Genomic DNA, 23,746 nt, shown 5'->3' with positions numbered 1-23,746 from the left:
TCAGTCGCTGTGGGACTTGGACCGGCCAGAACCAGGGCCGGACCCAGATTCAGAGTCCGCGATGCCGTCGGCGAAGGCAAAGCGACCGCCACCCTCGTGCTTGGCCAGGTACATGGCACCGTCGGCCTGCTTCAGCAGCACGTCCCCATCGACGCCGTGTTCGGGGAAGACGGCAATACCGATCGACGGCAGAACCGTGCGCTCGTGGGAACCCAGGTGGAAGGGCTCGGAGAGGGCCGCGCAGACCTTCTGGGCCACCAGCGTCGCGTCCTGGCGGTTGTGGATCCCCGGGGTCAGGATCACGAACTCGTCGCCTGCCAGTCGCGCCACCGTGTCTGCCGCGCGCAGGCACTCCTGAAGTCGGGCCGCAACGCCTCGCAGGAGGTCGTCGCCGGCTTGGTGACCGAGGGTGTCGTTGACCTCCTTGAAGTGGTCGAGGTCGATGAACAGCACGGCGAGCATCCTCTGGTCACGGGCGGCGTGGTCCAGCTCGAGGGCCAGGCGCTCGGCCAGTAGCGTCCGGTTCGGCAGGCCCGTGAGTCGGTCGCGGAAGGCCATCTGGCGCAGCTCGCGTTCGAGCGACTCGCGCTTGCTGGCGTCGCGCAGCACCACCACGTGGCCCAGCGGAGCGCCCTGGAGATCGCGGATCACTCCCGTGGTCTCCTCCACCGGTAGCCGCGCGCCGCTGCGGGTGCGAGCGATGATCACGTCCACCGGGAGTTCAGGTGCGCGGGTCACCGTTTCGTCGTCGACGCGGCGGTAGACGTCGGAAAGGCTGCGGCCCTCGGCTTCCACCCGGCGCCAACCGAGCATGCCCTCCGCCGCGCGATTGAGCCAAGTGACGATTCCCTGGGCGTCGGTCACGACCACGCCCTCCTCGGTTGCGCCAAGGGCGATCTCGTTCAACTCGCGCGTGGCGATCAGCTGCTCTTCCTCTGTCAGCCGATTCAACACCAGGCCGGCCGTGAGCCAGATCGCGAAGACCGCGGTCGAGGCCGAGATCACAACGCCCAGCTCGGGGGTCGCCCAACCGTCGCTGCCGATGAAGGCACCCAGGGGGGCCAAGATCGACGAAGCGGCTGCGAGCACCAGCACCTCCTTGCGGCGTGCGCGGTGGAAGCAGAACAAGAGCGGCACGGCGTAGAACGCGCCGAATGCCACGCTCGTCGGCAGGGAGATGTCGGTCACGAAGATGCCGAGCAACTCGACGACTGCCAGGCCCAGGCGCCGCAACAGGTCGCCCTTGGGTGCCGGCTCGCGGTTGGTGAGCAGGGGAGACGTCAACGGCGACCCCCGCGGCCGTGTCGCGCCAGCCGCACCGCGTTGAAGATCAACCCCAGGTGCGAATAGGCCTGGGGATGGTTGCCCAGGGCTCGCCCCGTCTCGGGGTCGAGTTGCTCGGACAAGAGGCCCGTGGGTCCGCAGCAGTCCAAGAGTGCTTCGAACAACTGCTCCGCGCGCTCGCCGCGACCGGTCTCGAGCAGTGCGTCGGTCAACCACGCCGCGAGGATGTGGAAGCCGCCCTCGGTTCCCGCAAGGCCGTCATTGGAGCGGTAGCGATAGACCGTCGCGCCGGCGCGTAGCTCGGCTTCGATCGCGTCGACGGTCCGCACGAAGCGCTCGTCGCCGCAGTCGATCAGGCCGCAGGTGCCCAGCAGCAAGGTGGCCGCGTCGAGATCGTCGCCCTCGTAGGCGGCGGTGAAAGCTCCACGCGAGGGCTTGTAGCCCCGCTCGAGAATCTCGTCGCGGATGCGGTCACGTAGGGCGGGCCACTCGCCCACGTCCTTGTGGAAGTGGTCGCGCGCCAGGGCGATGGCCCGGTCGACGGTGACCCAACACATGGTCTTGGAATGGACGTGGTGGCGCGGGGCCGCGCGGATCTCCCAGATGCCGTGGTCCGGCTGGGCCCAACGCCGCTCGACCGCCAGAACCAGGGCTTCGACCAGGCGCCAGTGGCTCGACGCCAGGGGCGCACCGGCGCGGGCCAGGGCCAGGACCAGGTCCGCGATCGGGCCGAAGACGTCCAGCTGCACCTGCGCCGCGGCCGCGTTGCCGACTCGCACCGGCCGACTGCCGGCGTAGCCGCACAGCTCGCGGATCTCGGCCTCGGGGCCCAGGTCGCGCCCGGTCACGTCGTAGAGCGGCCGCAGTTGCTGGGGCCCGTCCAGTTCCTCGACCACCGACAGCACCCAGTCCAGGTAGTCCATGCCCTCCGAGAGGCTGCCCAGCTCGACCAGGGCGTGGGCGGAGAGGGCCGCGTCGCGCAGCCAGGTGTAGCGATAGTCCCAGTTGCGAATGCCGCCCACGTGCTCGGGCAGGCTCGTGGTGGGGGCGGCGAGGATCGCGCCGGTGGGGCCGTAGCACAGGCTCTTCAGCACCAGCGCGCTGCGCCGCACGGCGTCGGTGGCGACGCTCGGCAGGCGCAGGCCGTCGGCCCAGTCCGACCAGAACAGGTGCGTCGAACGCCTGCGGGCGCGCTCGGCCGTGGCCTGACCCCGCGCGCCACCGCCATAGCTGAGCTCGAGCACCAGCGGCGCCTGCCCCAACTCCACCTCCGCGCGGGCGGTCTGGTGTTGTCCGTCGGGCTCGATCGTCCACTCGACTCCGGGTGAGCGCAGGAGAATGCCATCGAAGGCGTCGACCACCTCGAGCCCGCCCTCCACCGCGCGCAGGCGGGTCGGGCTGCGACCGAAGTCCAGGCGCGGCGCAAACTCGACGGCCACGCGTCCGTTGCCTTCCAAGACGCGCAACAGGTCGGTGCGGCCGGCCCGTTGACGCGGCCGCCCCTGGGAGCAGTCCAGGTAGTCGACCACCGAGAAGTGCTTCCAGCGCGTCCGCAACACCATCGTCGCGCCCTCGTAGGTCTGGCGCAGGGGTGCACTGCCGTCCACGGATGCCACGCTGAAGTAGCCGGCCGAGCGCCCGCCGAGCAACTCGGCGAACAGCGCCGGGCTGTCGATGCGCGGGGCGCAGTACCACACCACGCGCGCGTCGGGCGTCACCAGGGCCGCCGTGCGTTGGTCGGAGAGCAGCGAGTGGGCCTCGATCGGCACGGTCGCCGGTCCGCGCAGCCAGGCGCGTCGGGCCTCGCCCAGACGAGCCAGCACACGCGCGACGTCCGATGGATCGGCGACGCGGAAACCGGCCATGGTCTCGCCGTCGCCGACCTTCACGCCCACGTCGCGCCCGTGCAGCCGCGCGAATGCGTCTTCGTCGGTGACGTCGTCCCCCAGGTAGATCGCCACTTGGGCCCCGGCACCGTGTCGCAAGCGTTCGAGGGCCTGGCCCTTGTCGGTACTGACCACGCTCAGCTCGAGCACGCACTTGCCCGACATCACATGCACGCCATCGCGGGCGGCGGGGCCCTGGAGCACGGCGTCGCGCGCGGTCTCCTGCAAGCCGGGCGCGGCCCTGCGCCAGTGGAAGGCGGCACCGGCCGGCTTCGGCTCCACGCTGAGGCCCGGGCCCAGTTGTGTGATGCGTTCCAACTCGGAGAGCAGCTCCGAACGCAGGGCCCGCTCGGCCTCGTTCAGGGACGAGGCGAAGCCCACGTCGAACTCCGATCCGTGGCTCCCGACCAGGCGCAGGCCGTCGGGGTTGCCGGTGAAGCGGGCCAGCTCCGCCAGGGCGCGCCCGCTGATCACGGCCACGTGGGTGTCGGGCAGGGCCGCCAGCCGCGCCAGGGCCACCAGGGCCTCGCGATGGGGCAGGGCCGCCGCGGGATCGTCCACGATAGGCGCCAGGGTGCCGTCGTAGTCGGTTGCCACCAGCAGCACCGGTTCCCGGGCCAGCTCGTCGATGCGCTCGAACAACTCGTTCATGAGGCCATGGCCTCCACGAAGGACGACGCCCAGGCGTAGACGTCGTGGCGGCGCACTCGGCTGCGCATGGATCGCATGCGTCGTTCGATCTCGTCCTGGGGCATGGTCAAGGCTTGGTCGAGGGCCGCGGCGATGCCGTCGACGTCGTGGGGATTGACCTGGATCGCTTGCTTCAGCTCCTGCGCGGCTCCGGCGAACTCGGACAGGACCAGCGCTCCGGCGTTGTCGAAGCGGGTGGCCACGTACTCCTTCGCGACCAGGTTCATGCCGTCGCGCAGGGGCGTCACCACCATCGCGTCGGCGGCCAGGTAGTAGGCCAGGAGCTCGTCGAACGGGATGTTGCGGTACAGGTAGTGGACCGGCGTCAGGCCGCGCTCCGAGTAGGTGCCATTGATGTGCCCGACGAGCTGTTCGATGCGCGTCCGCATGTCGGCGTACTCGGGTGAGTGCTCGCGGCTGGGTACGGCGATCTGCACGAAGCAGGCCACGTCGTTGCTGTTCTCGTAGCGCTCGAGCAGGGTCTCGAAGGCGCGTAGGCGCAGGTCGATGCCCTTGGTGTAGTCGAGGCGATCGACGCCCAGGAGCAGCTTGCGACCGCCCGCGGTGTGCTTGCGGATCTCGGCCGCGGCCTGGGCCACCTCCGGCCGGCGCGCGGCGCTGTCGATCGCGGCGTAGTCGATCGAGATCGGAAAGTGGCGCACCTGGATCCGGCGGCCGCGATGCTCGAGCAGCCCCTCGTGACCCCGCGCCCCCGCGAAGCGCCGGGCCGCGCGCACGAAGTTCTGGGCGCCGACCTTGGTCTGGAAGCCCACCACGTCGGCGCCCAAGAGGCCCTCCAGCAACTGCTGGCGCCAGGGCAACTGGGCGAACAGCTCGACCGGCGGGAAGGGGATGTGGAGGAAGAAGCCGATCCGGACGCCGGGCTTGCGCTGGCGCAGCATCAAGGGCACCAACTGGAGTTGGTAGTCCTGGACCCAGACCAGGTCCCCGTCGGCCACGTGGCGGGCGGTGATCTTGGCGAAGCGGTTGTTGACGTCGACGTAGGGCGCCCACCAGCGGCGGTGGTACTCGGGGTAGCGCACCGCGTCGTGGTACAGGGGCCACAGGGTGGCGTTGGAGAAGCCCAGGTAGAAGCCGTCCAGGTCGCTGCGGCTGAGGCCGACCGGGATCAGGCTCATGCGCTCGTGCTCGAACGGCCTGGGGGCCTCGCCGGCGTAGCCGGGCCAGCCGACCCAGGCCCCCTCGCGTTCCCGCAGCATCGGCGCCAGGGCACTCACCAGACCGCCCGGACTCGTCTCCCAGCCGGAACCGGAGGCGCGCTTGACGCGGTGGACCGGCAGGCGGTTGGCGACGACGATCAGACGGCTGCGGGCGGACACCAGAGAGGGGGGTGGGCTATCGGGTGGGGCGCGGGAGCGACGGGGGGCCGCACCCTGGGGCCCAGGCTAGCCCGCATCGGTCATCGGTATCCACGCCCAGCAGTCCAAACGGCGGCCCGCGTTCGCCTACCGCCCGCTGACGGCACCTTGCATCCGAGCCGTCCACGTCGGGCCGAGAGGCCTCGTCGGCGGTGGGGTCGATCCACCGGGCACAGGGGCGAGCGAGCGGAACGCGCCGGTGGCGGATCTCGGCGACCGCTGGAGCCTCGCGCGCGGCGGCGGCCCTGGGCCAGGTCCGGACCGATCCTCGAGCCAGGTCATGGCTTTCGGCGTCACGGCTTCCGACCCAAGCGGGATCAAGACCCGCTCCAGGGGCGGCCGATAGTCCTGCCCATGGTCCGTGCCTGGCGTTCCCGTCCGATCCCCCGCCTGCTGCTCTCGCGGCGCGCTCGCAGCCTCCGCGACGGCCTGTTCGTCTCGGTGGCCGGGATGCTCGCCTACACGCTGCTCTTCAACCTCTCGGTGGTGCGCGGAGCATCCATGCAGCCGGGCATCCACGACGGCGACCGGATCCTCGTCGAACCCTGGAGCTTCGTCTTCGGGCACGTGAATCGGGGCGACATCGTGGTGCTGCGTTCGCCCGTCGATCCGCAGTTGGACTACATCAAGCGGGTGGTGGGCCTGCCGGGTGAGAGGGTCGTAGTCGGGCCCGCCGGGGTCTTCGTGGACGGCTCGCGGCTGGAGGAGCCCTACGCCGTCACCGACCGCGACGACCGCGTGGTCTCCACCGTTGTCGACCCGGGCCACGTGTTCGTGATGGGCGACAACCGGCCCCACAGTGCCGACAGTCGTGACTTCGGCCTGGTCCCGGTCCAGGACCTGCGCGGCCGGGTCGAGCTGCGCGTTTGGCCTCCGGCGCGCATCGGCATCCTGGACTGACTGGCATCGCGCGGCTCCGCAGGCGATCCTCGGGGCCATGCACCAACGCGTCAGCCTCGTCACCGGAGCGGCCCGCGGCCTGGGACTGGCCGTGGCCCGAGAACTCGCGGCCGGCGGTGACCGCGTCCATCTGGTGTGGCGCACGAGCTCCGACCGAGCCTCCCAGCTCGAGCCCGAGTTCGCCGGGCGCCTGCATCGGGCAGACCTGCTCGAGTCCGCCGCTGCCCACGCAGTGGTGGGTCAGGTCCTGGAGGCGGAGGGGCGTTTGGACCGCGTCGTCCATGCCGTGGGCGACTTCGAATCGGGCCGGCTCGACCAGCTCGAGCCCGAGACCCTGCGCCGGCTCTTCGAGAGCAACGTGATGAGCGCCTGGAACCTGGTCGCGGCCGGCCGGCAGGCCATTCGGGCCAGTGGCGGGGCCTGGCTCTTCTTCGGCTGCGCCGGCCTGGGCGGCGGGCGGGCACGCACTCAGGCGGCCGGCTACGCCGCAACCAAGTCGGCCCTGGCCCTGTTGGTGCGCTCGATGGCGAAGGAGGAAGCGCCCCACGGCGTGCGGGTCAACATGCTCTCGCCGGGCATCGTGCCCCACGATGGCGCGCACGCGGACACTCTGAATCCCGCACGCCAAGCGGCGATCCCGATGGGGCGCACAGGGCGACCGGAAGAGATCGCGCGGGCCGCCGCTTGGCTGCTGTCGGAGGACAGCGGCTACGCTACCGGCCAGGACCTCGAGGTCGCCGGGGGCTGGCTACTGTAGGCCCGCCGCCCGCGACGACCCTGCCTTCCGAGACTCACGATGACCGAGTTCGCCGACATCGACCCCGCCACCGGCGGGACCATCTCCATGATCCCCGTCAGCTCCGCGGAGGAGATCGATGCCGCGGTGCGCGCCGCTCGGCTGGCCCAGCCGCGCTGGGCGGCAGTGCCGATCGAGGCGCGCATCGACGCCCTCGCCGCCGCCGCGGAACGTCTCGGCGAGCGGGCGGAGGAGATCGCCGATCTCGTCACCCGCGAGATGGGCAAGCCCCGGGCCGAGGCGCTGGCCGAAGTGCGTGGGCGGGCGCGGGGCATGGCGAGCACCCTCGAGGAGGTGCGCACGGCGGTGGCCGAGGAACGCGTCCCCGGCGACGGCGTCGACTCCGTCATCCGGCGCGAGGCCCTGGGCGTGGTCGCGGCGATCACGCCTTGGAACTTCCCGGTCGGCATGCCCATGTCGATCCTGGTGCCCGCCCTGGCGACCGGCAACGCGGTGGTCTTCAAGCCCAGCGAGCACGTGCCCCTGACCGGCGCGGTGCTGGCCGAGATCGTCGGAACCTTCCTGCCCGACGGCGTGCTGCAAGTGGTGCAGGGCCTGGGCGATGTAGGGGCGAGGCTGGTGGCGGCCGACGTCGACATGATCGGCTTCGTCGGCAGCCGCGAGACGGGCATGCGAATCATGGGCTCCGCGGCGGCGGGGCTGAAACGCCTGGTGCTCGAGCTGGGCGGCAAGGACCCCTTGGTGGTGTTCGCCGACGCGGACCTCGAAGCCGCGGCCGAGTCGGCGGTGCGCCACTCTCTGCGGAACGCGGGCCAGGTCTGTTGCAGCGTCGAGCGCATCTACGTCGCGGACGCCGTGGCCGAGGAGTTCGAACGACTGGTGGTCGACAAGGCGCGTGGCTGGGCGCCGTCCTCCGGCTTCAGCGAGGGGGCCAAGTTCGGTCCGATCGTCTCGGGCCCCCAGCGCGACAAGATCCACGCCCTGGTCCAAGACGCCGTGTCCGCGGGCGCCCGCCTCATGGCCGGCGGCGCGCCGCTCGACGGGGACGGGTTCTTCTATCCGGCCACCGTCCTGATGGACGTGCCCGCCAGCGCGCGCCTGTCCAGCGAGGAGACCTTCGGTCCGGTGGTCAGCGTGTCGCGCTTCGACGGCAGCGAGGCCGAGGCCGTGCGTCTGGCCAACAGCACCCCCTTCGGCCTGGGCGCCAACGTCTGGACCGGCGACCTCGAGCGCGGCATGCGCGTGGCCAGTGGGATCAGAAGCGGCCAGGTGGGCGTGAACCGCTACCTCTCCGCCGCGGGCCCCTGGGTCGGCCACGGCCAGTCCGGCTTCGGCTTCATCGGCACCGTCGAGGGACACCGCCAGTTCACGGTGCCCAAGACGATCTCGGTCCAGCGCAGTTGAGGGGGCTCGTGGCCGTCCGAGTCCTCGTGTCGCTCTTGGCATTGTCCGCAGTCTGTCCCCGCGGCTCGAGTGCCGCGATCGCAGGGGGCGCAAGTGCACGCCAGATCGATTGGACCTACTCCATGGTGCTGGTCGATCCCTCCGGTGAGCCGATCGGGCGCGAGCGATTGCAGTTCACCACCTGCACCGCCGGGCTGCGGATCAGGAGGGCCACCCGCGTGCGAACCGAACGCGACGGCTCCGTCGAGCTGCTCGTGCGGGGACAGTTCGTCCAGAATCAGGTCCCCGAACAGTTGCTGATCGGCGATCCGTTGGAAGGGGGGCTAGGCACACTGATCGAACTCCCTGACGCGGACGGATCGTCAGTCGTCGACCTGGGTCGGGTGGAGTTGAGGCCTTGGCCCGAGCTGTGCTCCGGCCGCCTGGTGACCGACGAGGGCACGGCTCCCCTGGCCGAGCGTGGGCTCGTCCTCGCGATCGAGCTCGAACCCCCGCAATCGTGGGAGCTAGCGGGACCTGTGCTTTGGATGGTCGGGCGCGCCGAGGTGGGCGCGGGAGGCCAGTTCGAGCTGCGCGGGGCTCGGCCCGCAGGAGACCAGCGTTGGCGACTACTCGTGCCGGATCTCGATCTCGATCCGTTGGTCGGTGACTTCCTCGAGACCCATCAGGTCGCGCGCGTTCTGCCGGACGTAGAGATCGGCGGACGGCCCCGCGTGTTCGAGTTGCTGAGCCCCGCCTACCTCGCGCTGAGTCGGAACGCGAAGCTGCCGCGGCCTGCCGGCGCCGACCTCGATCTGTCGGACGTCGTGATCGGCTTCAAGCTCGGCTCCCAGACCCCTGCGCCCCAGACCGAACCCGAATGGCGACTGGAACTTCGCGGGCCGAAGGGGGACCTGCTCGCCACCGAGACGCTGTTCGACATCAGCGATGTACGCATGGACGTCGACTACGCCGGGACCGTGCGGGCCGAGCTCTGGAGCAGCTTCGTCGGCGCGCCGATCTTGACCTTCGCGGACGTCGAGTTGAGGCGCGGCAAGCTGACCCAGGACGAGCGACTGTTCGAACTCTCCTCGAAGGCGCGCTTCGTTCCCTTGCCGATCGAGGTTCGCCTGCCCGACGGCTCCCCGGCCAGCGAGGGCTTGGCCCACCTCGAGAGCGCGATCGAGCACGAGGGAACGGTGGCCCGCCGCTACTGGGAGACCCGCTTCGGATCGGATCCGCTGTTGGCCCAAAGCCCCCTCGCCGGCGGCGTCCGCGTGGACGCGGAGATCTGGGTCCCGGGCTGCTTTCGCACCCGCGTCGAAGGCGTGGATCGACCGACTACGGTACGGATGGAGCCCGGGGGTGAAGTCGTCCTGCGCCTGCCCCGCAGCGTGCTCGAGCAGTTCGACCTGGTGGCCGAGGCAGTCCGAACCGACCTCTCCACCTTCGACGATCCCCGGGTCGATTCGCTGGAGCGGACGGACGAAGGCTTTCGGGGGCACCTCAGCGCCCCGGGCGAGTGGACCGTCGTCTGGCGTCAGGCGGGCGGGCCGAACGGCCATCGGGCCTACTTGGGGGACGAGTCGTTCGTGGTCGAAGCCGTCCCCGAGGCGCAGACGATCAGGTTGCGCGGGCCGTCACGTTAGGTCGTGCCCGCCGCTGCCCCGGACCCCGTCGCCGGCGCCGTCAGGCCCGCTGGATCGCTTCGAGGATCTCGTGCAGGAAGTAGGCCCAGATGAACCACATCGCGTCGAGGATTCCGCGGCGCATGCGGCGCGGGTCGATCTCGACCGAGTCGGGCTCGGTGTAGAGGCTGGGTCTGGGGATCCAGCGCGGGGTCGAGTCGAAGTAGCGCTGGTAGGACTCGCCTTGGTTGGCGAGCAGGTAGGCCTCTTCGCTTCTGACCACGAAGTAGTAGTAGATCGTGAAGGCGGCCGCGATCGTAAAGGTCAGCAGCGGGTCCTCGATCGCCAGCCCGAAGCCGATCGCCCCCACGAAGCTGAATACGTAGAGCGGGTTGCGGACCATCGAGTAGGGACCCGACTTCACGACCTCGACGTTCTTCTTGCCGGCGATGAAGGTCAGACACCAGACGCGCCCGAACGCCGCGATGGCCAGCAGTGCCAATCCAGTCAGCCCGGAGAGGCTCGCTACCCAGGGTGCGAAGGTGGGCGGCGGCGGCCCGAACAGGATGTAGACACCCAGAAGGACGGCGAAGGCGCGGCTCAGAAGTAGCCGGTGGTGAGCGAAGAACTGGGGAACGGTCGACATCGGGTCGTCGTGCGTGTTGTCGGGGACCTCGGACGCCGCCATGTCGAGCGAGGACTTGCTCCGGCGCCGCCGGCCCCGGCGAGAGGCCGGCGGCGAGTCGTGCCCGGAGTTGGGGGTCGAGCCAGGAGCCTGGTTGGGGGGCCGGGTGGGGGGGCCAGGTGGAAGTGATGGTCGCGGAGTTGCCGACGCGGAGGTGCGGTCGCGGGGTTGCTGGATCAGCTTCCGATCATGCGGGCCGCCAAGTCGTCGGCCTGACCGGCCGGGTCCTTGGTCTCGATCGATTCGATCAGCAGCCCGTCGGCGTCGATCACGAAGGTCAGTCTGCGGGGATAGCCGTCGCCCTTGCTGTCACAGGCTCCGTAGGCCAGACCCACTTCTCGGGTCTCGTCGGAGAGCAGCGGGTAGGGGAATCCGAACTTCTCGGCGAAGGCAGCGTTCTCGGCGGGGGTGTCGAAGGAGATGCCGAGCACCTGGATGCCGGCGGCTTCAAAGTCAGGGCTTCGATCACGGAAGCCCTTGCCCTGCAGCGTTCACCCAGGTGTGTCAGCCTTGGGGTAGAACCACAGGACCACGCGCTTGCCGCGCAGGTCCGCCAGTCGCATGCGCTGGCCGGAGTGGGTGGGAAGGTCGAACTCGGGAGCCGGAGCGCCGATGGTGGGCATGGTGGGTCCTTCACTCTTCATGAGCCGTCGCGCCGCGGTGCGGCCGACGCCGAGCCAGCGACGCAAATCCATGGCCAGACCTTAGGTATCGCCCGGGCCCAGGGCCAGCGTCCACACCGTCGACTGCCGGCTCCTGCGGACGGATCGCGTCGCGGGAGCTGGGGGGGGGCGGCACCGGCCGGCGATGGCACCGGCCCCGAGGTCATCCGCCGGGACTCAGCGGGTCGGGCTGGACCCGGCGGGGACCGCTCACGTCAGGTCAGCGTCCTCGGACCCCCATATGGAGGTCCGAGTTCAGCTCCACGAGACGGACGAGCGCCACGCGAGGCCGGCGGCGCCGGCCAGGATCATGCCCGTACCGAGCATGGAACGCGTGTCGCCTCAGCAGCCGGTGGCGCGCAGCACCAACCCCGCGATGAGCACGGCGGCGGGCAGCAGATTGAGGAGCACCTTCATGGTCGGTCGTACGGAGTCGAACCAAGGCCGGGACGGACCTGAGCCGGGGAGTTCATCGGCCGAGCCTGGTCAGCTCCCGAAGGTGCACTCGACTCCGTTCGTGAGCTGACCAAAGGACAGGGGGCCGCCGGCGATATCGAGCACGAGCGCCTGGAAGGTGACCTTCTGGTCGCACCGAGGGGCGTCGTTGGGTAGCCCGATGAACAGGCTCCAGTTGCCGCTGGCGTCGGTGAACACCGGCGCGAAGGGGTTGGCGCTGAAGATGTTGATCCAGATGTCGCAGAGCCCCTCCCAGAGCAAGGGCGGCGAGCCCGCGAGGCTGGTGTAGAGCAGGCCCGAGGCATTCGGCGGCGCGCCGGTGATGGTCAGGGTGATGTAGCTGCCCTGGACCAGGGGCGGCACGGTCAGGGTCGCGGACGAACAGGGGCTGCCCAAGTTGACCGACAGGGCCGTGGTGGGGCAGGGCAGGGGCGAGTAGCAGACCAGGAACCCGTCTCCGGAGCCGCCGTTGAAGCTCGGGTCCCAGACTCCCGGGCTCGAGGGCACCCCGTCCAGGACGTGGCCGCCGAAGCAAGCCGACCCGGTGAAGTCGTCGTGGTCGATGCCGTGACCGGAGTCGTCCTGGGCACCGCCGTAGTAGGTCCCGAAGTCGATCGCCGTCCCGTCCGAGGCCACGATGAAGTGGAAGATGTCCGAGCCGCCGGCCAGGGTCGACTGGAAGGCGTCACCGGTGACCGGCAGGTCGGGCGAGGTCGTGGTTCCGACCACGTAGGTGGTGCCGACCGGGTCGAGAGCCACATCCGTCGCCGCGTCGTTGCCGCTGCCGCCCAGGTAGGTCGAGTGCACGAAGCCGCTGCCGTCGGCACTGATCACGCTGACGAAGGCGTCGTCCAGTCCCTGGGGCGACGTGAACAGGGCTCCCACCGTGGTCGGGAAGTCAGCCGACTCGGTCACGCCCACGGCGTAGATGGTCTGGGCCGGCCAGGTGGCGATGCTCGCGATGCGATCGTCACCGCTGCCGCCGAGGTAGGTGCCGTACACCAGGGACCCGCCGTTGGCCGAAAGACGTGCGATGAAGCCGTCGTCGCCGCCCGCACGGGCGGGCTGGACGGCGGCGACGGAGGTCGGGATGTCGTCGGAGCGGGTGGTGCCCGCGACGATCAGCTCACCGCCGAAGCCGGTCACGACGCCCGTGCCCTCGTCGGCGTTCGAGCCGCCGAAGTAGGTCGACACGAGCAGGCTCGCGCCGGAGGCGGACAGCTTGGCCACGAAGGCATCCGAGCCCCCGGCGGGACCTGGCTGACCCACTCCGGGGGTGACGGGGAAGTCCGTCGAGGAAGTCGTCCCGACCAGGTAGCTGCGGCCCGTGGCTTCCACGGTGATCGCCACGGCGCGGTCGCTGTTGTTGCCGCCCAGGAAGGTGGCCCAGTCGAGCAGTGTTCCGTCCGCGCTGACGCGCGCGACGAAGGCGTCCTCGAAGTCGCCCTTGACGATGTCGAAGGCGCCGGGGGTCACCGGGAAGTCGGCCGACTCGGTCTCGCCCACGATCCAGACCCGCTCACCGAGCAGGTCGATATCGAGGCCGTGGGCCACGTCGTCGCCGCTGCCGCCCAGGAACGTCGCGAAGCGCAGGTTGGTGCCGCTCGGGTCGAAGCTGGCGAGGAAGGCCTCGTCATTGAGCCAGGTGGTGTCGATGACCCCAGGACTGGTGGGGAAGTCGGCCGATTGGCTGATGCCGACGACGAAGGAGCGGTGCAGGGAATCCAGGGCAACGTCCTGCACGAAGTCGCAGGCCGAACCGCCGATGTAGCCCGCGAAGCCCAGCACCGGGTCCAGGACCGCCGCGAGTGAGGGATCGCGCCCCTCGAGGGCGAATCCCACACGGTCGTCGCCCTGGAGCACGAAGCGGCCCGAGAGGGCCTCGCGCTCACCATCTGAGCGAACCTGCCATGCGGCCGGGATACGTTGGATCAGGGGGCCCGCCGGGGTCTCGATCCGCAACTCGTCCGGTGCGACCAGGTGCACACCCGACGCGCCCGCGATCTCGATCGAGAACCCGTCGAGGGTCGCGCCTGGCGCGAGCTCGAGGTCGTACTCGATCGCGCCGTCGGTCTGCTTGAGGCGCAGGTCGAGTCCGGGCGCCAGCTCGCGGTAGAGCACCTCGGCGAAGTTCACGGCCCCGACCACGGACTCCTCACCAGCACGCAGGAAGTGACTCGGACCGTCGAGGGGCGCTCGGCCTTCGATCGAGCGAGCCTGTCCTGCGCCGAAGTGAAGCTCCAGCGCGGTATCGCGGCCCGCCTGATCCACGGCAGGCAGGCCCAGCGTCAGGCCAGCCTCGGTGGCCCACAGGTGCAGCCTCCCTTGCCGTCCGTGGAAGCGCACCGCATCCGGTTCCTGCCCGCGGTTCTCGACGAATCCGCCGGGGAGGCGTGCGAGTCGACTGGCGGACTCGGCGACGGTCTGGGCCTGGGCCAGGGCCGGCAGGCCGATGGAGGCCACGACGACGAGGGTGAACGAGCGCGAGCTAGCTAGGGCGGACTGGATTCCCATTGGGGGGCTCCTGGGCGGGGAGTGGGGGGGCGGGGGCGGACCGCGATGGTCGTCCCGTGCCCTCGTCGAGGAATGCAGGATCCTAAGCGGGCCGATCCCGGACGGGGTGTCGATTGCGACGATCGCCCCCACGGTCTGGTTCCCTCTCGACTCCCGCCCCCTTCGCCAAGGTCCGTCAGCCCCCGAAGGTCACTTGCACGGCATTGGTGACCTGTCCGAAGCTGAGCGGACCGCCGGCGATGTCGATGACCACGGCTTGATAGGCAGCCTGGGCACCGCAGATGGGGAGGTCGTGGGCCAACGGCACCGAGGCCGTCCACGCCCCGTTCTCGTCGGTCAGGAAGTAGGCCAAGGTCGAGAGTGAGCCCAGGTCGAGCCACAGAACGCAGCCGCCTTCGATCGGCAATGGAAACAGCGCGGGCGGACTCGAGTTGAGCGAGCCGAGGGACAGGGGCGGCGCTGCGCTGACCGAGAACTCGACGTAGGTGCCCAGTTGCGGCGTCGAAAGCTCGAGCGTCGCGGTGCCGCAGGGCGCGCCGAGCAACATGGCCTGGGGGGCGGTCGGACAGACGCCCGATCCGAGCGACAGGATCGTCACGTCGGCGGAAGCCCCCGCTGCGCTCCCGGCAAGGGCGCCGTCGCTGGTCGGCGCGCCGTCGAGAGCCTGGCCGGCCACGGTGACGCGACCGGTGAACGGGTGGTAGGCCACGGCCGAAGCCCAGTCGTCCCCGGGTCCGCCGAAGTAGCTCGCGTAGCTGCTGCCCGTGAGGTCTCCTGCCAGAGTGGCCACGAATTGGTCGAAGGCGCCGCCGTTCGACGGCTGCAGCGCGCTTGGCGTCACGGGGAAGTTGGAGGATGCCGTCGCGCCCACGACGTGCAGCACGCCGGATGGCTCGGTGGTCAGCCCGTGGATCTCGTCCGCGCCGCTGCCGCCGACGCGGGTCGAGCGCAGCAGGGTCGATCCGGTCGCGCTGAGGGCCGCGACGAAGCCGTCGTCGTCGCCCTGCGGACCGGCTTGGAAGGCACCCGCCGTGGTCGGGAAGTCGAAGGATCCCGTGCGACCGGCGACCAGGACTTCGCCGCCGACGCCCAGGGTCAAGGCACGCACCTGCTCCTCGCCGCTGCCCCCGAGATAGGTCCCGAACAGAATCGTCGAAGCGGTCGTGGTGAAGCGTGCCACGAAGCCGTCCTCGCTGCCCGCGCGCGTGGGTTGGAACGCAGTGCCGCTCGTAGGCAGATCCGAGGACGAGGTCGTGCCGGCCAAGAACACCTGGTCGTTCGCCGCCACCGCCAAGGCGTGACCACCGTCGTCGAGAGCGCCGCCGAAGTAGGTCGACCAGATCAGCGCGTCGCCGGCGGCGCTCAGCTTGGAGAGGAACGCGTCCTCGCCACCCTGCGGCGACGTCTGCCCGACGCCCGCGGTCGCCGGGAAGTTGGGCGAATCCGTGGTCCCGGCCACGATGACGTCCCCGGAGACCGTGCGCGCCAGGTCTTCGATGCGGTCGTGCCCCGCTCCTCCCAGGAAGGTCCCCCAGTCCAGCACCGTGCCCTCGCCGCTGAGCCGCGCGACGAAGCCATCGTCGAAGTCGCCCTTGGTGGGATCGAGCGCGGCCGCAGGCAGGGGGAAGTCGGAGCTGCGGGACGAGCCCGCCACCCAGACCAGGCTGCCGTCCTCGCTCACGTCCAGGGCTCGCCCCACGTCATCGCCGATGCCCCCGAGGAAGGTGGACCAGATCACGGACGCACCGTCCGGCGCGAGACAGATCACGAAGGCTTCGTCGTTCACCAGAAGGTCGTCGACGACACCCGCCGTGGTGGGGAAGTCGGCCGCGCCGGCCGCGCCGGTCACGTAGATGCGCCCGAAGCCGTCACTGGCCACGTCCAGGGCGAGGTCGGGTCCGGCGCCACCGACGTAGGTCGCATAGTGCAGGACTGGATCGATCACCGCCGCACGACCCGGTGTGCGACCGTCGAGCGCGAAACTCACCGTTCCGTCGCCCGGAAGGACGAAGCGTGCCTCCAGTGGCCTTCGAGTTCCATCCGGCTCGAGCTCCCAGGCGGCGGGCAGGGTCTGCCGCAGGGTTCCAGCCGCGGTCGTCACGATGAGGGTACGCGGATCCATCAGCGACAACGCCGTGGCCCCGTCGACCGTCAGGGCGATCGAACTCGCGGCCAGCTCCGGCGCGAGCAACATGTCGTACTCGAGTTCCCCAGCGCTCTGGGTCCAAAGCACGTCCAGGCCCGGGAGTACGTCGCGCAGGACCACCTTGGTTGCGGTCTGCGCCCCGAGCACCGTCTCTCGTCCGCCTCGCATGAAGTGCGCGCGACCGGGCACCAGCTCCTGGGCCTCGACGGCATGCGTCGCTGCGCCCACGAACTCCAGGTGCAGCGCGCAGGCACTTCCCGATGGACCTTCGGGCGGAAGGACCAGGGCCAGCCCGCGCTCGGTGATCCAGCCCTGTACCGGTCCCTGTCGGACGGTGTAGCGCGCGTCGGGATGGGCCTGGCCGAGGTTCTCGACGAAGCCGCTCAGCGCCCCGACGCTGGTTGATCGGACCATCACCCTGGAGGCGGTTGCGTCGACGGCCTCAATCGAGCTGCCGCCACTCGCGATGGCGCTCGGTGCAGCCCATGACGCGAGCAGAAGCGGAACCAGCGGGCACCTGAAGGACGAGTTCAAAGTCATGTTCGAGAGGGGGGATGGTCGGAAACAAGGGATGGTCGGCGTCGCGCTGGACCGCCGGTCGGGAAGGGGCGCAGGGCCGGCAAGAGCCACCCGTGGCGGCATGAACGGAGAACGCCCCACGCGCGACGGACCCGATTGCAACTTTGTCGATTCGGGGGCTCGCGGTGGCGCAGGTTCAGGACCGCCGGTGTCGCTCAGCCGGTGTCGGGCGGCCCGGACGTGGTTGCAACGGCCGCTGTCCTGTGCGGTGGCCCCCGACTCGGCCGACCGATAGACTCTGCGCCCCCTGCGCCGGCCGCGAGGCCGGTCGCTCCCCCCGCCACAGCGCGACCGAGCGCGAATCTTCGATCCCCCCCTCAAGTGACCGGCAACGCAAGCAAGATCCCCGTCAGCGGTAAGGTCGTCGAGCTCGACGGCGACGAGATGACCCGCATCATCTGGGCCTGGATCAAGGAGCGCCTGATCCTGCCCTACGTCGACCTCGAGACGATCTACTTCGACCTGGGGATCGAGCACCGCGACGCCACCTCGGACCAGGTCACGGTCGACGCCGCCGAGGCGATTCTCGAGCACGGCGTCGGCATCAAGTGCGCCACGATCACGCCCGACGAGCAGCGCGTCGAGGAGTTCGGCCTGAAGAAGATGTGGCGTTCCCCCAACGGGACGATCCGCAACATCCTCGGCGGAACGGTCTTCCGCGAGCCGATCGTGATGAGCAACGTGCCGCGACTGGTGCCGGGCTGGACCAAGCCGATCGTCATCGGTCGCCACGCCTTCGGGGACCAGTACCGGGCCACCGACATGGTCGTCGACCGCCCCGGCAAGCTGACCATGACCTTCACCCCCTCCGACGGCAGCGAGCCGACCATCCACGTGGTCTACGACTTCGCGGAGCCGGGCGTGGCGATGGGCATGTACAACCTCGACGAGTCGATCCGGGGCTTCGCGCGGGCCTGCTTGAACTTCGGGCTGAACCGCGGCTGGCCGGTCTACCTGTCGACCAAGAACACGATCCTGAAGGCCTACGACGGGCGCTTCAAAGACCTCTTCCAGGAGATCTTCGAAGCGGAGTTCGCGGACCAGTTCAAGGCCGCGGGGATCACCTACGAGCACCGCCTGATCGACGACATGGTGGCCGCGGCGCTCAAGTGGAGCGGCGGCTTCGTCTGGGCCTGCAAGAACTACGACGGCGACGTGCAGTCGGACACCGTGGCCCAGGGCTTCGGTTCGCTGGGGCTGATGACCTCGGTGCTGATGACACCCGACGGCAAGACGATCGAGGCCGAGGCCGCCCACGGCACGGTCACGCGCCACTTCCGCGCCTACCAGCGCGGGGAGAAGACCTCGACCAACCCGATCGCGTCGATCTTCGCCTGGTCGCGGGGCCTGGGGCACCGCGGGCGCATCGACGGCAACGAACGCCTGGTCAGCTTCTGCCAGAACCTCGAGCGCGCCTGCGTGGATACGGTCGAGGGCGGGCAGATGACGAAGGACCTGGCCCACTTGATCGGCCCCGAGACGCCCTGGCTGACCACCGACGAGTTCATGTCGGCGATCGAGTCGAAGCTGCGCGGCTTGCAGGGGCTGTGAGCCGGGACGGGAGGGCGGCAGGGCCGTGGAACGCTCGGCGCGTTGTGCTTCGGCGTGCTTCGGTGCGCTGCTGCTTCGGCGCGCTGCCGACGCGACGCCCTGGGGCTTCGGCGCAAGTGGCGTAGGGAGTCGCCCGCGCCGGGCTCGGGCGGCGACCGATCCCGTCCACGCACGACTCAGCCGGCGTCGGGGAGCCAATCGCCGCAGAAGGGGCGACACTCCATCGAGGCGCTGAGCGGCCCGTCGGCGGCGCTGCACCAGACGATCAGGTTGCGCCGCCGGCCCTGGTCGAGGGGCGGGACCAGGTGGCGATGGGCGCCGAGGTGGATCCAGGCCAGGCCGGGTTCGTGGTCGACGGCGAACAGCTCATCCTCCCGCGGCTCGCTCTGGCGATGCCGCCCGCAGCGCAGGCCAGCCAGACGCAGCTCGCCGCCCTCGAACCAGTCGCCCAGGCACAGGTTGATGGTCACGCAGCTCTCGTCCACGTGCAGGGCCAGGTCGCGATCGCCGCGCTCCCCGTAGTCCACGATGTAGGCGTACTCGCTGGTCAGTGGTGCGCTGGCGACGTCGGCCAGGAAGGCGCGTCGCAGGGGCTCGGCGAGGTCGGAGCGCAGGATCGCACCCAACTCGCCGAGTCCGAGCTGCTCGAGGCTCGCGCCGCTCTCGTGCATGGAGTTGGGCTCGCCCCCCGCCGCTCCGAGCTCGTCGTGGCGGGACAGCATCGCAGACGTCACCCCGCCCAGATCCAACTCCACCCGCAACAGCCCGCGAGAGAACTCCGTGGCCCTGGCCCCGGCGCAGGCGCGTCGCACCTGCGCCTGCCAGTCGGAGGGGAGCTCACTCACCCTCGGACGTGACTCCCGCAGCCTCGCCCAGTCGGTCGAGGTTGGCGTTCATGACGCCCAGGTAGTCGGGCTCGCCCGCGGCGGGCGGACCCTCGGCGGGGCTGAAGACCACCGAGCGCACGCCGAGCCGCTCGTCGAGCTCCGTCACGGTCTCGGCCAGGGGCTCGGACTCCCACAGGAGGACGTTCACGCGGCCGGCATCCGTCGCCGCTTCGATCGACGCGAAGTCCGCCAGGCCCAGGGGTTCGGCGGGGTCCAGGTCCAGGTTGACGATCTCCAGCCCGTAGCGGGCCGCGATGTAGTCGTAGGCCGGGTGGGAGGCGATCAAGCGCACCTGAGCGAGCGCGGGCAGCATCTGGGTCAGGCGCCGGTCGAGGGCGCGCAGGTCCGCGCGCAGGGCGACCATGCGCCCTTGGATCTGCTCGGCCTGGTCCGGGTAGGCGTCCGCCAGGGCCGCGGCGATGGCCAGGGCCTGGTCCTCGGCGTTGCGCGGGTCCATCCAGGTGTGACCGTCGGTTCCCGTGTGGCTGTGCTCGCCGGTGGGGCCGTGGCTGTGGGTGGCGCCTTCGAACTGCAGGTGACGATCGGCGAAGCCGTCCGCGGAGCGCACGACCCGCGTCGAGGGCAGGCTGGCCGAGCGCATCCAACGCTCGAAGTCCGCGCCGTTGGTCACGATCAGGCGCGAGCCCTGGAGCGCCGCGAGGACCTCGCGCGGCGGCTGCCAGAAGATCGGGTCCGCGCCGGCCGGCAGGACCAGCTCCACCTCGATCTCGGGCCCGGCCACGCGCTCGGTCAGGAAGTGCACGGGGTAGGCGGTGGTCCGCACCACCTGGTCGGGCTCGATCGCTTCGGCCGTGCCCGTGCCACCGGCGCCGCCACAGGCGCTCAGCAGCCCACCGAGGGCCAGGGCGAGCGGGGCCGCGAAGAGGGCGGGAACGCTGTTGCGCGACGAGCGGATCGATCGTGTCAGAGCCATCGGGTCAGGTCGGGGAGGAGTGCCAGGGTCAGAGCGACGGCCAGAGCCGCCACGGCGAAGGCGGTAGCGAGCTGTCCGGCCACCTGCGTGCCCACCAGTTGCGCGGCGACGGAGCGCCCCGCACCGAGGCGGTCGAGGGTGCGCAGCTCGGGTGCGCGCAGACGTATCGATAGGCCGACGATCAAGCCCCCCAGGGCCAGGGCCGTCACGCCCACCGCGATCGAGAACAGGTCGAGCAGGCGCTGGACGCGAAAGACCACGCCAAGGATCTCGTCGACCACCGCCCGCGGCGCGACCATCTGCAGCCCCTCGCGCAGGTCGATGCGCGCGCGAACCAGGGTGCGCGCCTTGGTCGAGTGGGGGAAGAACAGGACGGCGGACAGGGGCAGGTCGGCGCGCTCCCCATGGGCGTGGAAGTCGGCCAGGTCCGCCGGGCCGATCTCGGCGGGCGGCACGTAGGCGCCGCTGAGCACACGGTTGCCCTCGAGGTCGGCGATCACCAGGCGTGGATCCAGGGCCGGGTCGTTCGCGTTGCCGTGGCCGTGGGCCAGGCCCTCGATGGCCCAGCTCGTGCCCACGTCGGTAAACACCGCGCGGTCGTCGGGCCCGCCCGAGGGAGCGAGCACGCCACACACGTGCATCCGCAGGGCCTGGGGCACCGACAGGTCGTACAGCTCGTCCTGGTCCGAGAAGAGCTCGGCCCCGGTCGTCAGTCCGAGCGTGCGCGCGACCTCCGAGCCCAGGAGGCACTCGCCCACGATCAGCGGGCGTTCGCCGGAAGCCAGCCCCAGGCCACGCTGTTCGTAGTACTCGGGCGATGTGCCGACCACGGGGAAGCCGCGCGCGTGGGCGCCCAGGCGCAGGGGCACGGCCACGCCGCCGTGGTCCGCTGCGAGCTCGTCCCACAGGTCGGCGCCCACGGGTTCGAGGTCCACTTCGCGGAAGTACAGGCTGGCGAGGGTCAGGTCCAGACGACTGCCGGCGCTGCCCGCGGTCAGCGGCGTCGCGTCCGCCCGCGCCACCAACGCGGTCTCGAGTCGCCCGACCAGCGCGCGCGTGGTCCAGGGCAGGAACAGGGCCAGGGCCAGGGTGCCGATCAACAAGAGGTGCGGCCCCGGGCGGTGGCGCGCCTCGCTCAGCGTCAAGTAGGCCACGGCCTTCACGCGCGCAGCTCCGCGTCGAGCGCCTCGAGCCCGGCCCCGGCGTCGAGCACGCGCTCGAAGCCCGCGGCGGCGGCGCGGTCGTGGGTGACCATCAGCAAGGTCGCGCCTCGCTCCGCGGCCCTCGCGCGCAGAAGCCCCACGGCGCGCTCGGCGTTGTCCGGATCGAGGCTCCCGGTGGGCTCGTCGAGCAACAGCAGTGGCGCCTCGGTGACCAGCGCGCGTGCCAGGGCCACCCGCTGGCGCTCGCCCCCCGACAGGCGCGCGGGTCGCCGGTGGGTGGTGTGCGCCACGCCGAAGTCCGCCAAGAGGCCACGGGCCCGCTCGCGCGCTTCGGCATCCAGACTTCCCCCGCCGATCCGCAGGGGCAGGAGCACGTTGTCGAGGCTGTCGAGATAGGGCAGCAGCTCGAGGTCCTGGAACACCAGCCCGATGCGCGCCACGCGCCAGCGCCGGCGCAGCGCGTCGTCCATGGCGTCCAGGTCGCGGCCGTCGACAGAGAGCTGGCCGGAGTCGGGCCGCAGGATCCCCGCCGCCAGGTGCAGGAACGTCGTCTTGCCGCTGCCGCTCGGACCCACGATCGCGAGCTGCTCGCCCCGCGCCACGTCCAAGTGGGGGACGTCGAGGACGAAGTCGCCGCCGGCGTAGGCCAGCCGCAGGTCGCGTGCGGCGATCACAGCTCGCGGCTGGCCGGCGCGACCGTCGCCGGTCCGCCGGTCTCGCCGATCTCCTCTTCGAGCCCCGGCGTGGCCGAGACGATCTGCTGGTCCAGGATCTCGCTCGAGACGATACGCCAGCCGGCGCCGGTCTCGGCGCCCGCCGGGTTCTCGGCGACCGTGTAGCGCGCGCCGTACTCCTGGGTGCGGCGGTGGGCGTGACCCCAGTGGATCACGGCCCCGTCCACCTGCCAGCGGGTGGTGACGGTGAAGCCGCGGCGACCGTCGTCGAGCTCGCCGATCGAGTCGACCTGCGAGTCGATCCGGCGCAGGGCCTCGACCCGGCTCACGGCGCCGCCCTCCTCCTCGTTGACGAGGCTGCGGTAGACCTGCTGGTAGAGCCGCTCGAGCAGCTCGCCGTCGACACTCCGCGCCAGGGCGTCGTAGATGCGCGACTCGTCGTCGAAGCGGAAGGCGCGGTAGATGTTCTCGTGCAGGGGCTCGAACACGGCCAGGGCCTCGGCCGGCTGCAGCGGCTCGTCGGCGCTCTGCGCGGCGCGGTACTCGAGACCGGTCAGCACCAACACGGCCAGGCCCAGACCCAGGGTGACGGCCGGCCACAGCCTGCGCTTGCGCCGCAGCCCCAGGGCGCCCAGGGCGCTCACGGCGACCCCCAGCGCGAGCCCGCCCAGGGGCGGCTCCACGGGTTCGTGTTCCTGGGCAGCCGCGGGCACGGGCAGGAAGACCTCATCCGCGGTCGGCAGCTCCCCGTGCCAGATGTACTCGGGCTCGCCCTCGGTGAACTGCACGGGGTAGTCGAAGCCGCCGGCGTTGAGCTGCGCGTTGATCGCGACCTTGGGGCCGTCGGGGCCCAGACGCGCGACCGTGTCGACCGGGTACAGACCCCAGACCAGGGACACGTAGCGCGGCGTGCCGAGCAGGGGGTACTCGTACTCGATTCGAATGCGGGTCAGAGCCCGCGCGCCGTTCAGCGGGAAGAGCGGGATGAACTCCTCGAGGGCGTCGAGCACGCGCCAGTCGCCCAGCACCGGATCGATCTGCACCCCGTCGACCGTGACCCGGTTGTGCTCGCGGTAGGCCGCGAAGAGCGCCTTGACGAGGGGCTCGCGCTCGACCTCGTCCAGGTGGTCCTCGAACTCGCGCGGGACGTCGAGCATGGCGTCCGCGAAGGCCAGGTTGGCTTCGACGCGGAAGCGGATCGCGCCCTCGTCGATCCAGATGCGGACGTCGGCGTCGGGTCCGTCGGACGGGTGCCAGCCGCGGGCGGCGGCGGGGAGCACGGACTCCGCCACAGACGCGCTAGAGGCGGTCGAGGCGTGGATCGGCGCCGAGCCGAGCGACCCGCCCGCGAGCCCGCTGACGAGGAGCGTCAGCAGCAGCCCACACGCCGCGAGGAGTGTGCCAGGCCGGAAATGGCGGTGTGCGGTCATCGATTGTGGGCTCATAGGAGCGTCTCGGGCGCACTAGACTAGCAGTCGACGTCCGCCCAGGCCCGCCCCGGAATCCCCGGCGCCCACGTCGCCGTCACGACCGCCCACACGAGTTGGCCAGCCCCACGGGGCCGCGACCGATCGCCGCGGTCAGCCCG

At 70.8% G+C, this 23,746-nt stretch carries 17 protein-coding genes; 5 read left to right on the top strand and 12 right to left on the bottom strand.

Annotated elements, in window-relative coordinates; all coding sequences use genetic code 11:
- The 3 genes from Pla133_RS13110 to Pla133_RS13100 are packed head-to-tail and all read right to left on the bottom strand — an operon-like array spanning nt 1 to nt 5,203.
- Complete coding sequence (locus Pla133_RS13110; RefSeq protein WP_145065927.1) at nt 1–1,284, bottom strand: diguanylate cyclase domain-containing protein; 1,284 nt, start codon at nt 1,282–1,284, stop codon at nt 1–3.
- On the bottom strand, nt 1,281–3,821 hold the full coding sequence (otsB, locus tag Pla133_RS13105) for a trehalose-phosphatase (protein ID WP_145065925.1): 2,541 nt from the start codon (nt 3,819–3,821) through the stop codon (nt 1,281–1,283). The genes Pla133_RS13110 and otsB overlap by 4 nt, the downstream gene beginning before the upstream one ends.
- Complete coding sequence (locus Pla133_RS13100) at nt 3,818–5,203, bottom strand: alpha,alpha-trehalose-phosphate synthase (UDP-forming) (protein ID WP_145065923.1); 1,386 nt, start codon at nt 5,201–5,203, stop codon at nt 3,818–3,820. The genes otsB and Pla133_RS13100 overlap by 4 nt, the downstream gene beginning before the upstream one ends.
- Nucleotides 5,204–5,593: 390 nt before the next feature.
- Here Pla133_RS13100 and lepB point away from each other — a divergent pair, with 390 nt between their 5' ends.
- The 4 genes from lepB to Pla133_RS13080 are packed head-to-tail and all read left to right on the top strand — an operon-like array spanning nt 5,594 to nt 9,928.
- Nucleotides 5,594–6,139: a signal peptidase I gene (gene lepB, locus Pla133_RS13095; RefSeq protein ID WP_145065921.1), complete on the top strand. Its 546-nt coding sequence runs from the start codon at nt 5,594–5,596 to the stop codon at nt 6,137–6,139.
- Between the two features lie 37 nt (nt 6,140–6,176).
- Complete coding sequence (locus Pla133_RS13090; RefSeq protein ID WP_145065919.1) at nt 6,177–6,896, top strand: SDR family NAD(P)-dependent oxidoreductase; 720 nt, start codon at nt 6,177–6,179, stop codon at nt 6,894–6,896.
- A gap of 39 nt (nt 6,897–6,935) precedes the next feature.
- Nucleotides 6,936–8,300: an aldehyde dehydrogenase family protein gene (locus tag Pla133_RS13085; protein ID WP_145065917.1), complete on the top strand. Its 1,365-nt coding sequence runs from the start codon at nt 6,936–6,938 to the stop codon at nt 8,298–8,300.
- Nucleotides 8,301–8,308: 8 nt separating this feature from the next.
- Entirely contained in the window at nt 8,309–9,928 is a 1,620-nt protein-coding gene (locus tag Pla133_RS13080; protein WP_145065915.1) for a hypothetical protein, read from the top strand.
- Between the two features lie 40 nt (nt 9,929–9,968).
- On the opposite strand, the gene Pla133_RS13075 is transcribed toward Pla133_RS13080, so the two are convergent.
- From Pla133_RS13075 to Pla133_RS13055, 4 genes are all read right to left on the bottom strand, one after another.
- The gene (locus tag Pla133_RS13075) at nt 9,969–10,553 is read right to left on the bottom strand and encodes a methyltransferase family protein (protein ID WP_419191491.1); all 585 of its coding nucleotides are present in this window, start codon (nt 10,551–10,553) and stop codon (nt 9,969–9,971) included.
- Nucleotides 10,554–10,768: 215 nt separating this feature from the next.
- Entirely contained in the window at nt 10,769–11,215 is a 447-nt protein-coding gene (locus Pla133_RS13070) for a peroxiredoxin (RefSeq protein ID WP_419192447.1), read from the bottom strand.
- 525 nt (nt 11,216–11,740) lie between these two features.
- The gene (locus Pla133_RS13060) at nt 11,741–14,224 is read right to left on the bottom strand and encodes a DUF7948 domain-containing protein (RefSeq protein ID WP_145065907.1); all 2,484 of its coding nucleotides are present in this window, start codon (nt 14,222–14,224) and stop codon (nt 11,741–11,743) included.
- Nucleotides 14,225–14,399: 175 nt separating this feature from the next.
- Nucleotides 14,400–16,784 (bottom strand): DUF7948 domain-containing protein, encoded by a 2,385-nt coding sequence (locus Pla133_RS13055; RefSeq protein ID WP_145065905.1) that lies wholly within the window; start codon nt 16,782–16,784, stop codon nt 14,400–14,402.
- Between the two features lie 549 nt (nt 16,785–17,333).
- Here Pla133_RS13055 and Pla133_RS13050 point away from each other — a divergent pair.
- Nucleotides 17,334–18,500 (top strand): NADP-dependent isocitrate dehydrogenase, encoded by a 1,167-nt coding sequence (locus Pla133_RS13050; RefSeq protein WP_419192446.1) that lies wholly within the window; start codon nt 17,334–17,336, stop codon nt 18,498–18,500.
- 176 nt (nt 18,501–18,676) lie between these two features.
- Here Pla133_RS13050 and Pla133_RS13045 read toward each other — a convergent pair whose 3' ends face one another.
- From Pla133_RS13045 to Pla133_RS13025, 5 genes are read right to left on the bottom strand one after another with little or no spacing between them, the layout of a single operon-like run.
- Nucleotides 18,677–19,345, bottom strand: coding sequence for a 2OG-Fe(II) oxygenase family protein (locus Pla133_RS13045; RefSeq protein ID WP_145065900.1), 669 nt, complete (start codon nt 19,343–19,345; stop codon nt 18,677–18,679).
- Nucleotides 19,338–20,321: a metal ABC transporter substrate-binding protein gene (locus tag Pla133_RS13040; RefSeq protein ID WP_145065898.1), complete on the bottom strand. Its 984-nt coding sequence runs from the start codon at nt 20,319–20,321 to the stop codon at nt 19,338–19,340. The genes Pla133_RS13045 and Pla133_RS13040 overlap by 8 nt, the downstream gene beginning before the upstream one ends.
- Complete coding sequence (locus tag Pla133_RS13035) at nt 20,312–21,484, bottom strand: hypothetical protein (RefSeq protein WP_145065896.1); 1,173 nt, start codon at nt 21,482–21,484, stop codon at nt 20,312–20,314. The genes Pla133_RS13040 and Pla133_RS13035 overlap by 10 nt, the downstream gene beginning before the upstream one ends.
- A complete protein-coding gene (locus Pla133_RS13030) occupies nt 21,481–22,158 on the bottom strand; it encodes an ABC transporter ATP-binding protein (RefSeq protein WP_145065893.1) in 678 nt (225 codons plus the stop codon). The genes Pla133_RS13035 and Pla133_RS13030 overlap by 4 nt, the downstream gene beginning before the upstream one ends.
- Nucleotides 22,155–23,588 carry a hypothetical protein gene (locus Pla133_RS13025; RefSeq protein ID WP_145065891.1) on the bottom strand — a complete coding sequence of 478 codons (1,434 nt, stop codon included), beginning with the start codon at nt 23,586–23,588 and terminating at the stop codon, nt 22,155–22,157. Before Pla133_RS13025 ends, Pla133_RS13030 begins: the two co-directional genes overlap by 4 nt.
- Nucleotides 23,589–23,746: the final 158 nt, after the last annotated feature.

It is taken from the genome of Engelhardtia mirabilis, from assembly GCF_007748095.1.
Classification (GTDB): domain Bacteria; phylum Planctomycetota; class UBA1135; order UBA1135.
Note: the sequence above shows the minus strand (reverse complement) of the source record. Positions and strands in the feature narration are given on the sequence as shown.

What these genes read in the sequence shown, in the direction of transcription:
- otsB (WP_145065925.1), bottom strand. Translation starts at nt 3,821, where the DNA reads ATGAACGAGTTGTTCGAGCGCATCGACGAGCTGGCCCGGGAACCGGTG.
- lepB (WP_145065921.1), top strand. Translation starts at nt 5,594, where the DNA reads ATGGTCCGTGCCTGGCGTTCCCGTCCGATCCCCCGCCTGCTGCTCTCG.
- Pla133_RS13090 (WP_145065919.1), top strand. Translation starts at nt 6,177, where the DNA reads ATGCACCAACGCGTCAGCCTCGTCACCGGAGCGGCCCGCGGCCTGGGA.
- Pla133_RS13085 (WP_145065917.1), top strand. Translation starts at nt 6,936, where the DNA reads ATGACCGAGTTCGCCGACATCGACCCCGCCACCGGCGGGACCATCTCC.
- Pla133_RS13075 (WP_419191491.1), bottom strand. Translation starts at nt 10,553, where the DNA reads ATGTCGACCGTTCCCCAGTTCTTCGCTCACCACCGGCTACTTCTGAGC.
- Pla133_RS13060 (WP_145065907.1), bottom strand. Translation starts at nt 14,224, where the DNA reads ATGGGAATCCAGTCCGCCCTAGCTAGCTCGCGCTCGTTCACCCTCGTC.
- Pla133_RS13055 (WP_145065905.1), bottom strand. Translation starts at nt 16,784, where the DNA reads ATGGTCCGATCAACCAGCGTCGGGGCGCTGAGCGGCTTCGTCGAGAAC.
- Pla133_RS13050 (WP_419192446.1), top strand. Translation starts at nt 17,334, where the DNA reads ATGACCCGCATCATCTGGGCCTGGATCAAGGAGCGCCTGATCCTGCCC.
- Pla133_RS13040 (WP_145065898.1), bottom strand. Translation starts at nt 20,321, where the DNA reads ATGGCTCTGACACGATCGATCCGCTCGTCGCGCAACAGCGTTCCCGCC.
- Pla133_RS13025 (WP_145065891.1), bottom strand. Translation starts at nt 23,588, where the DNA reads ATGACCGCACACCGCCATTTCCGGCCTGGCACACTCCTCGCGGCGTGT.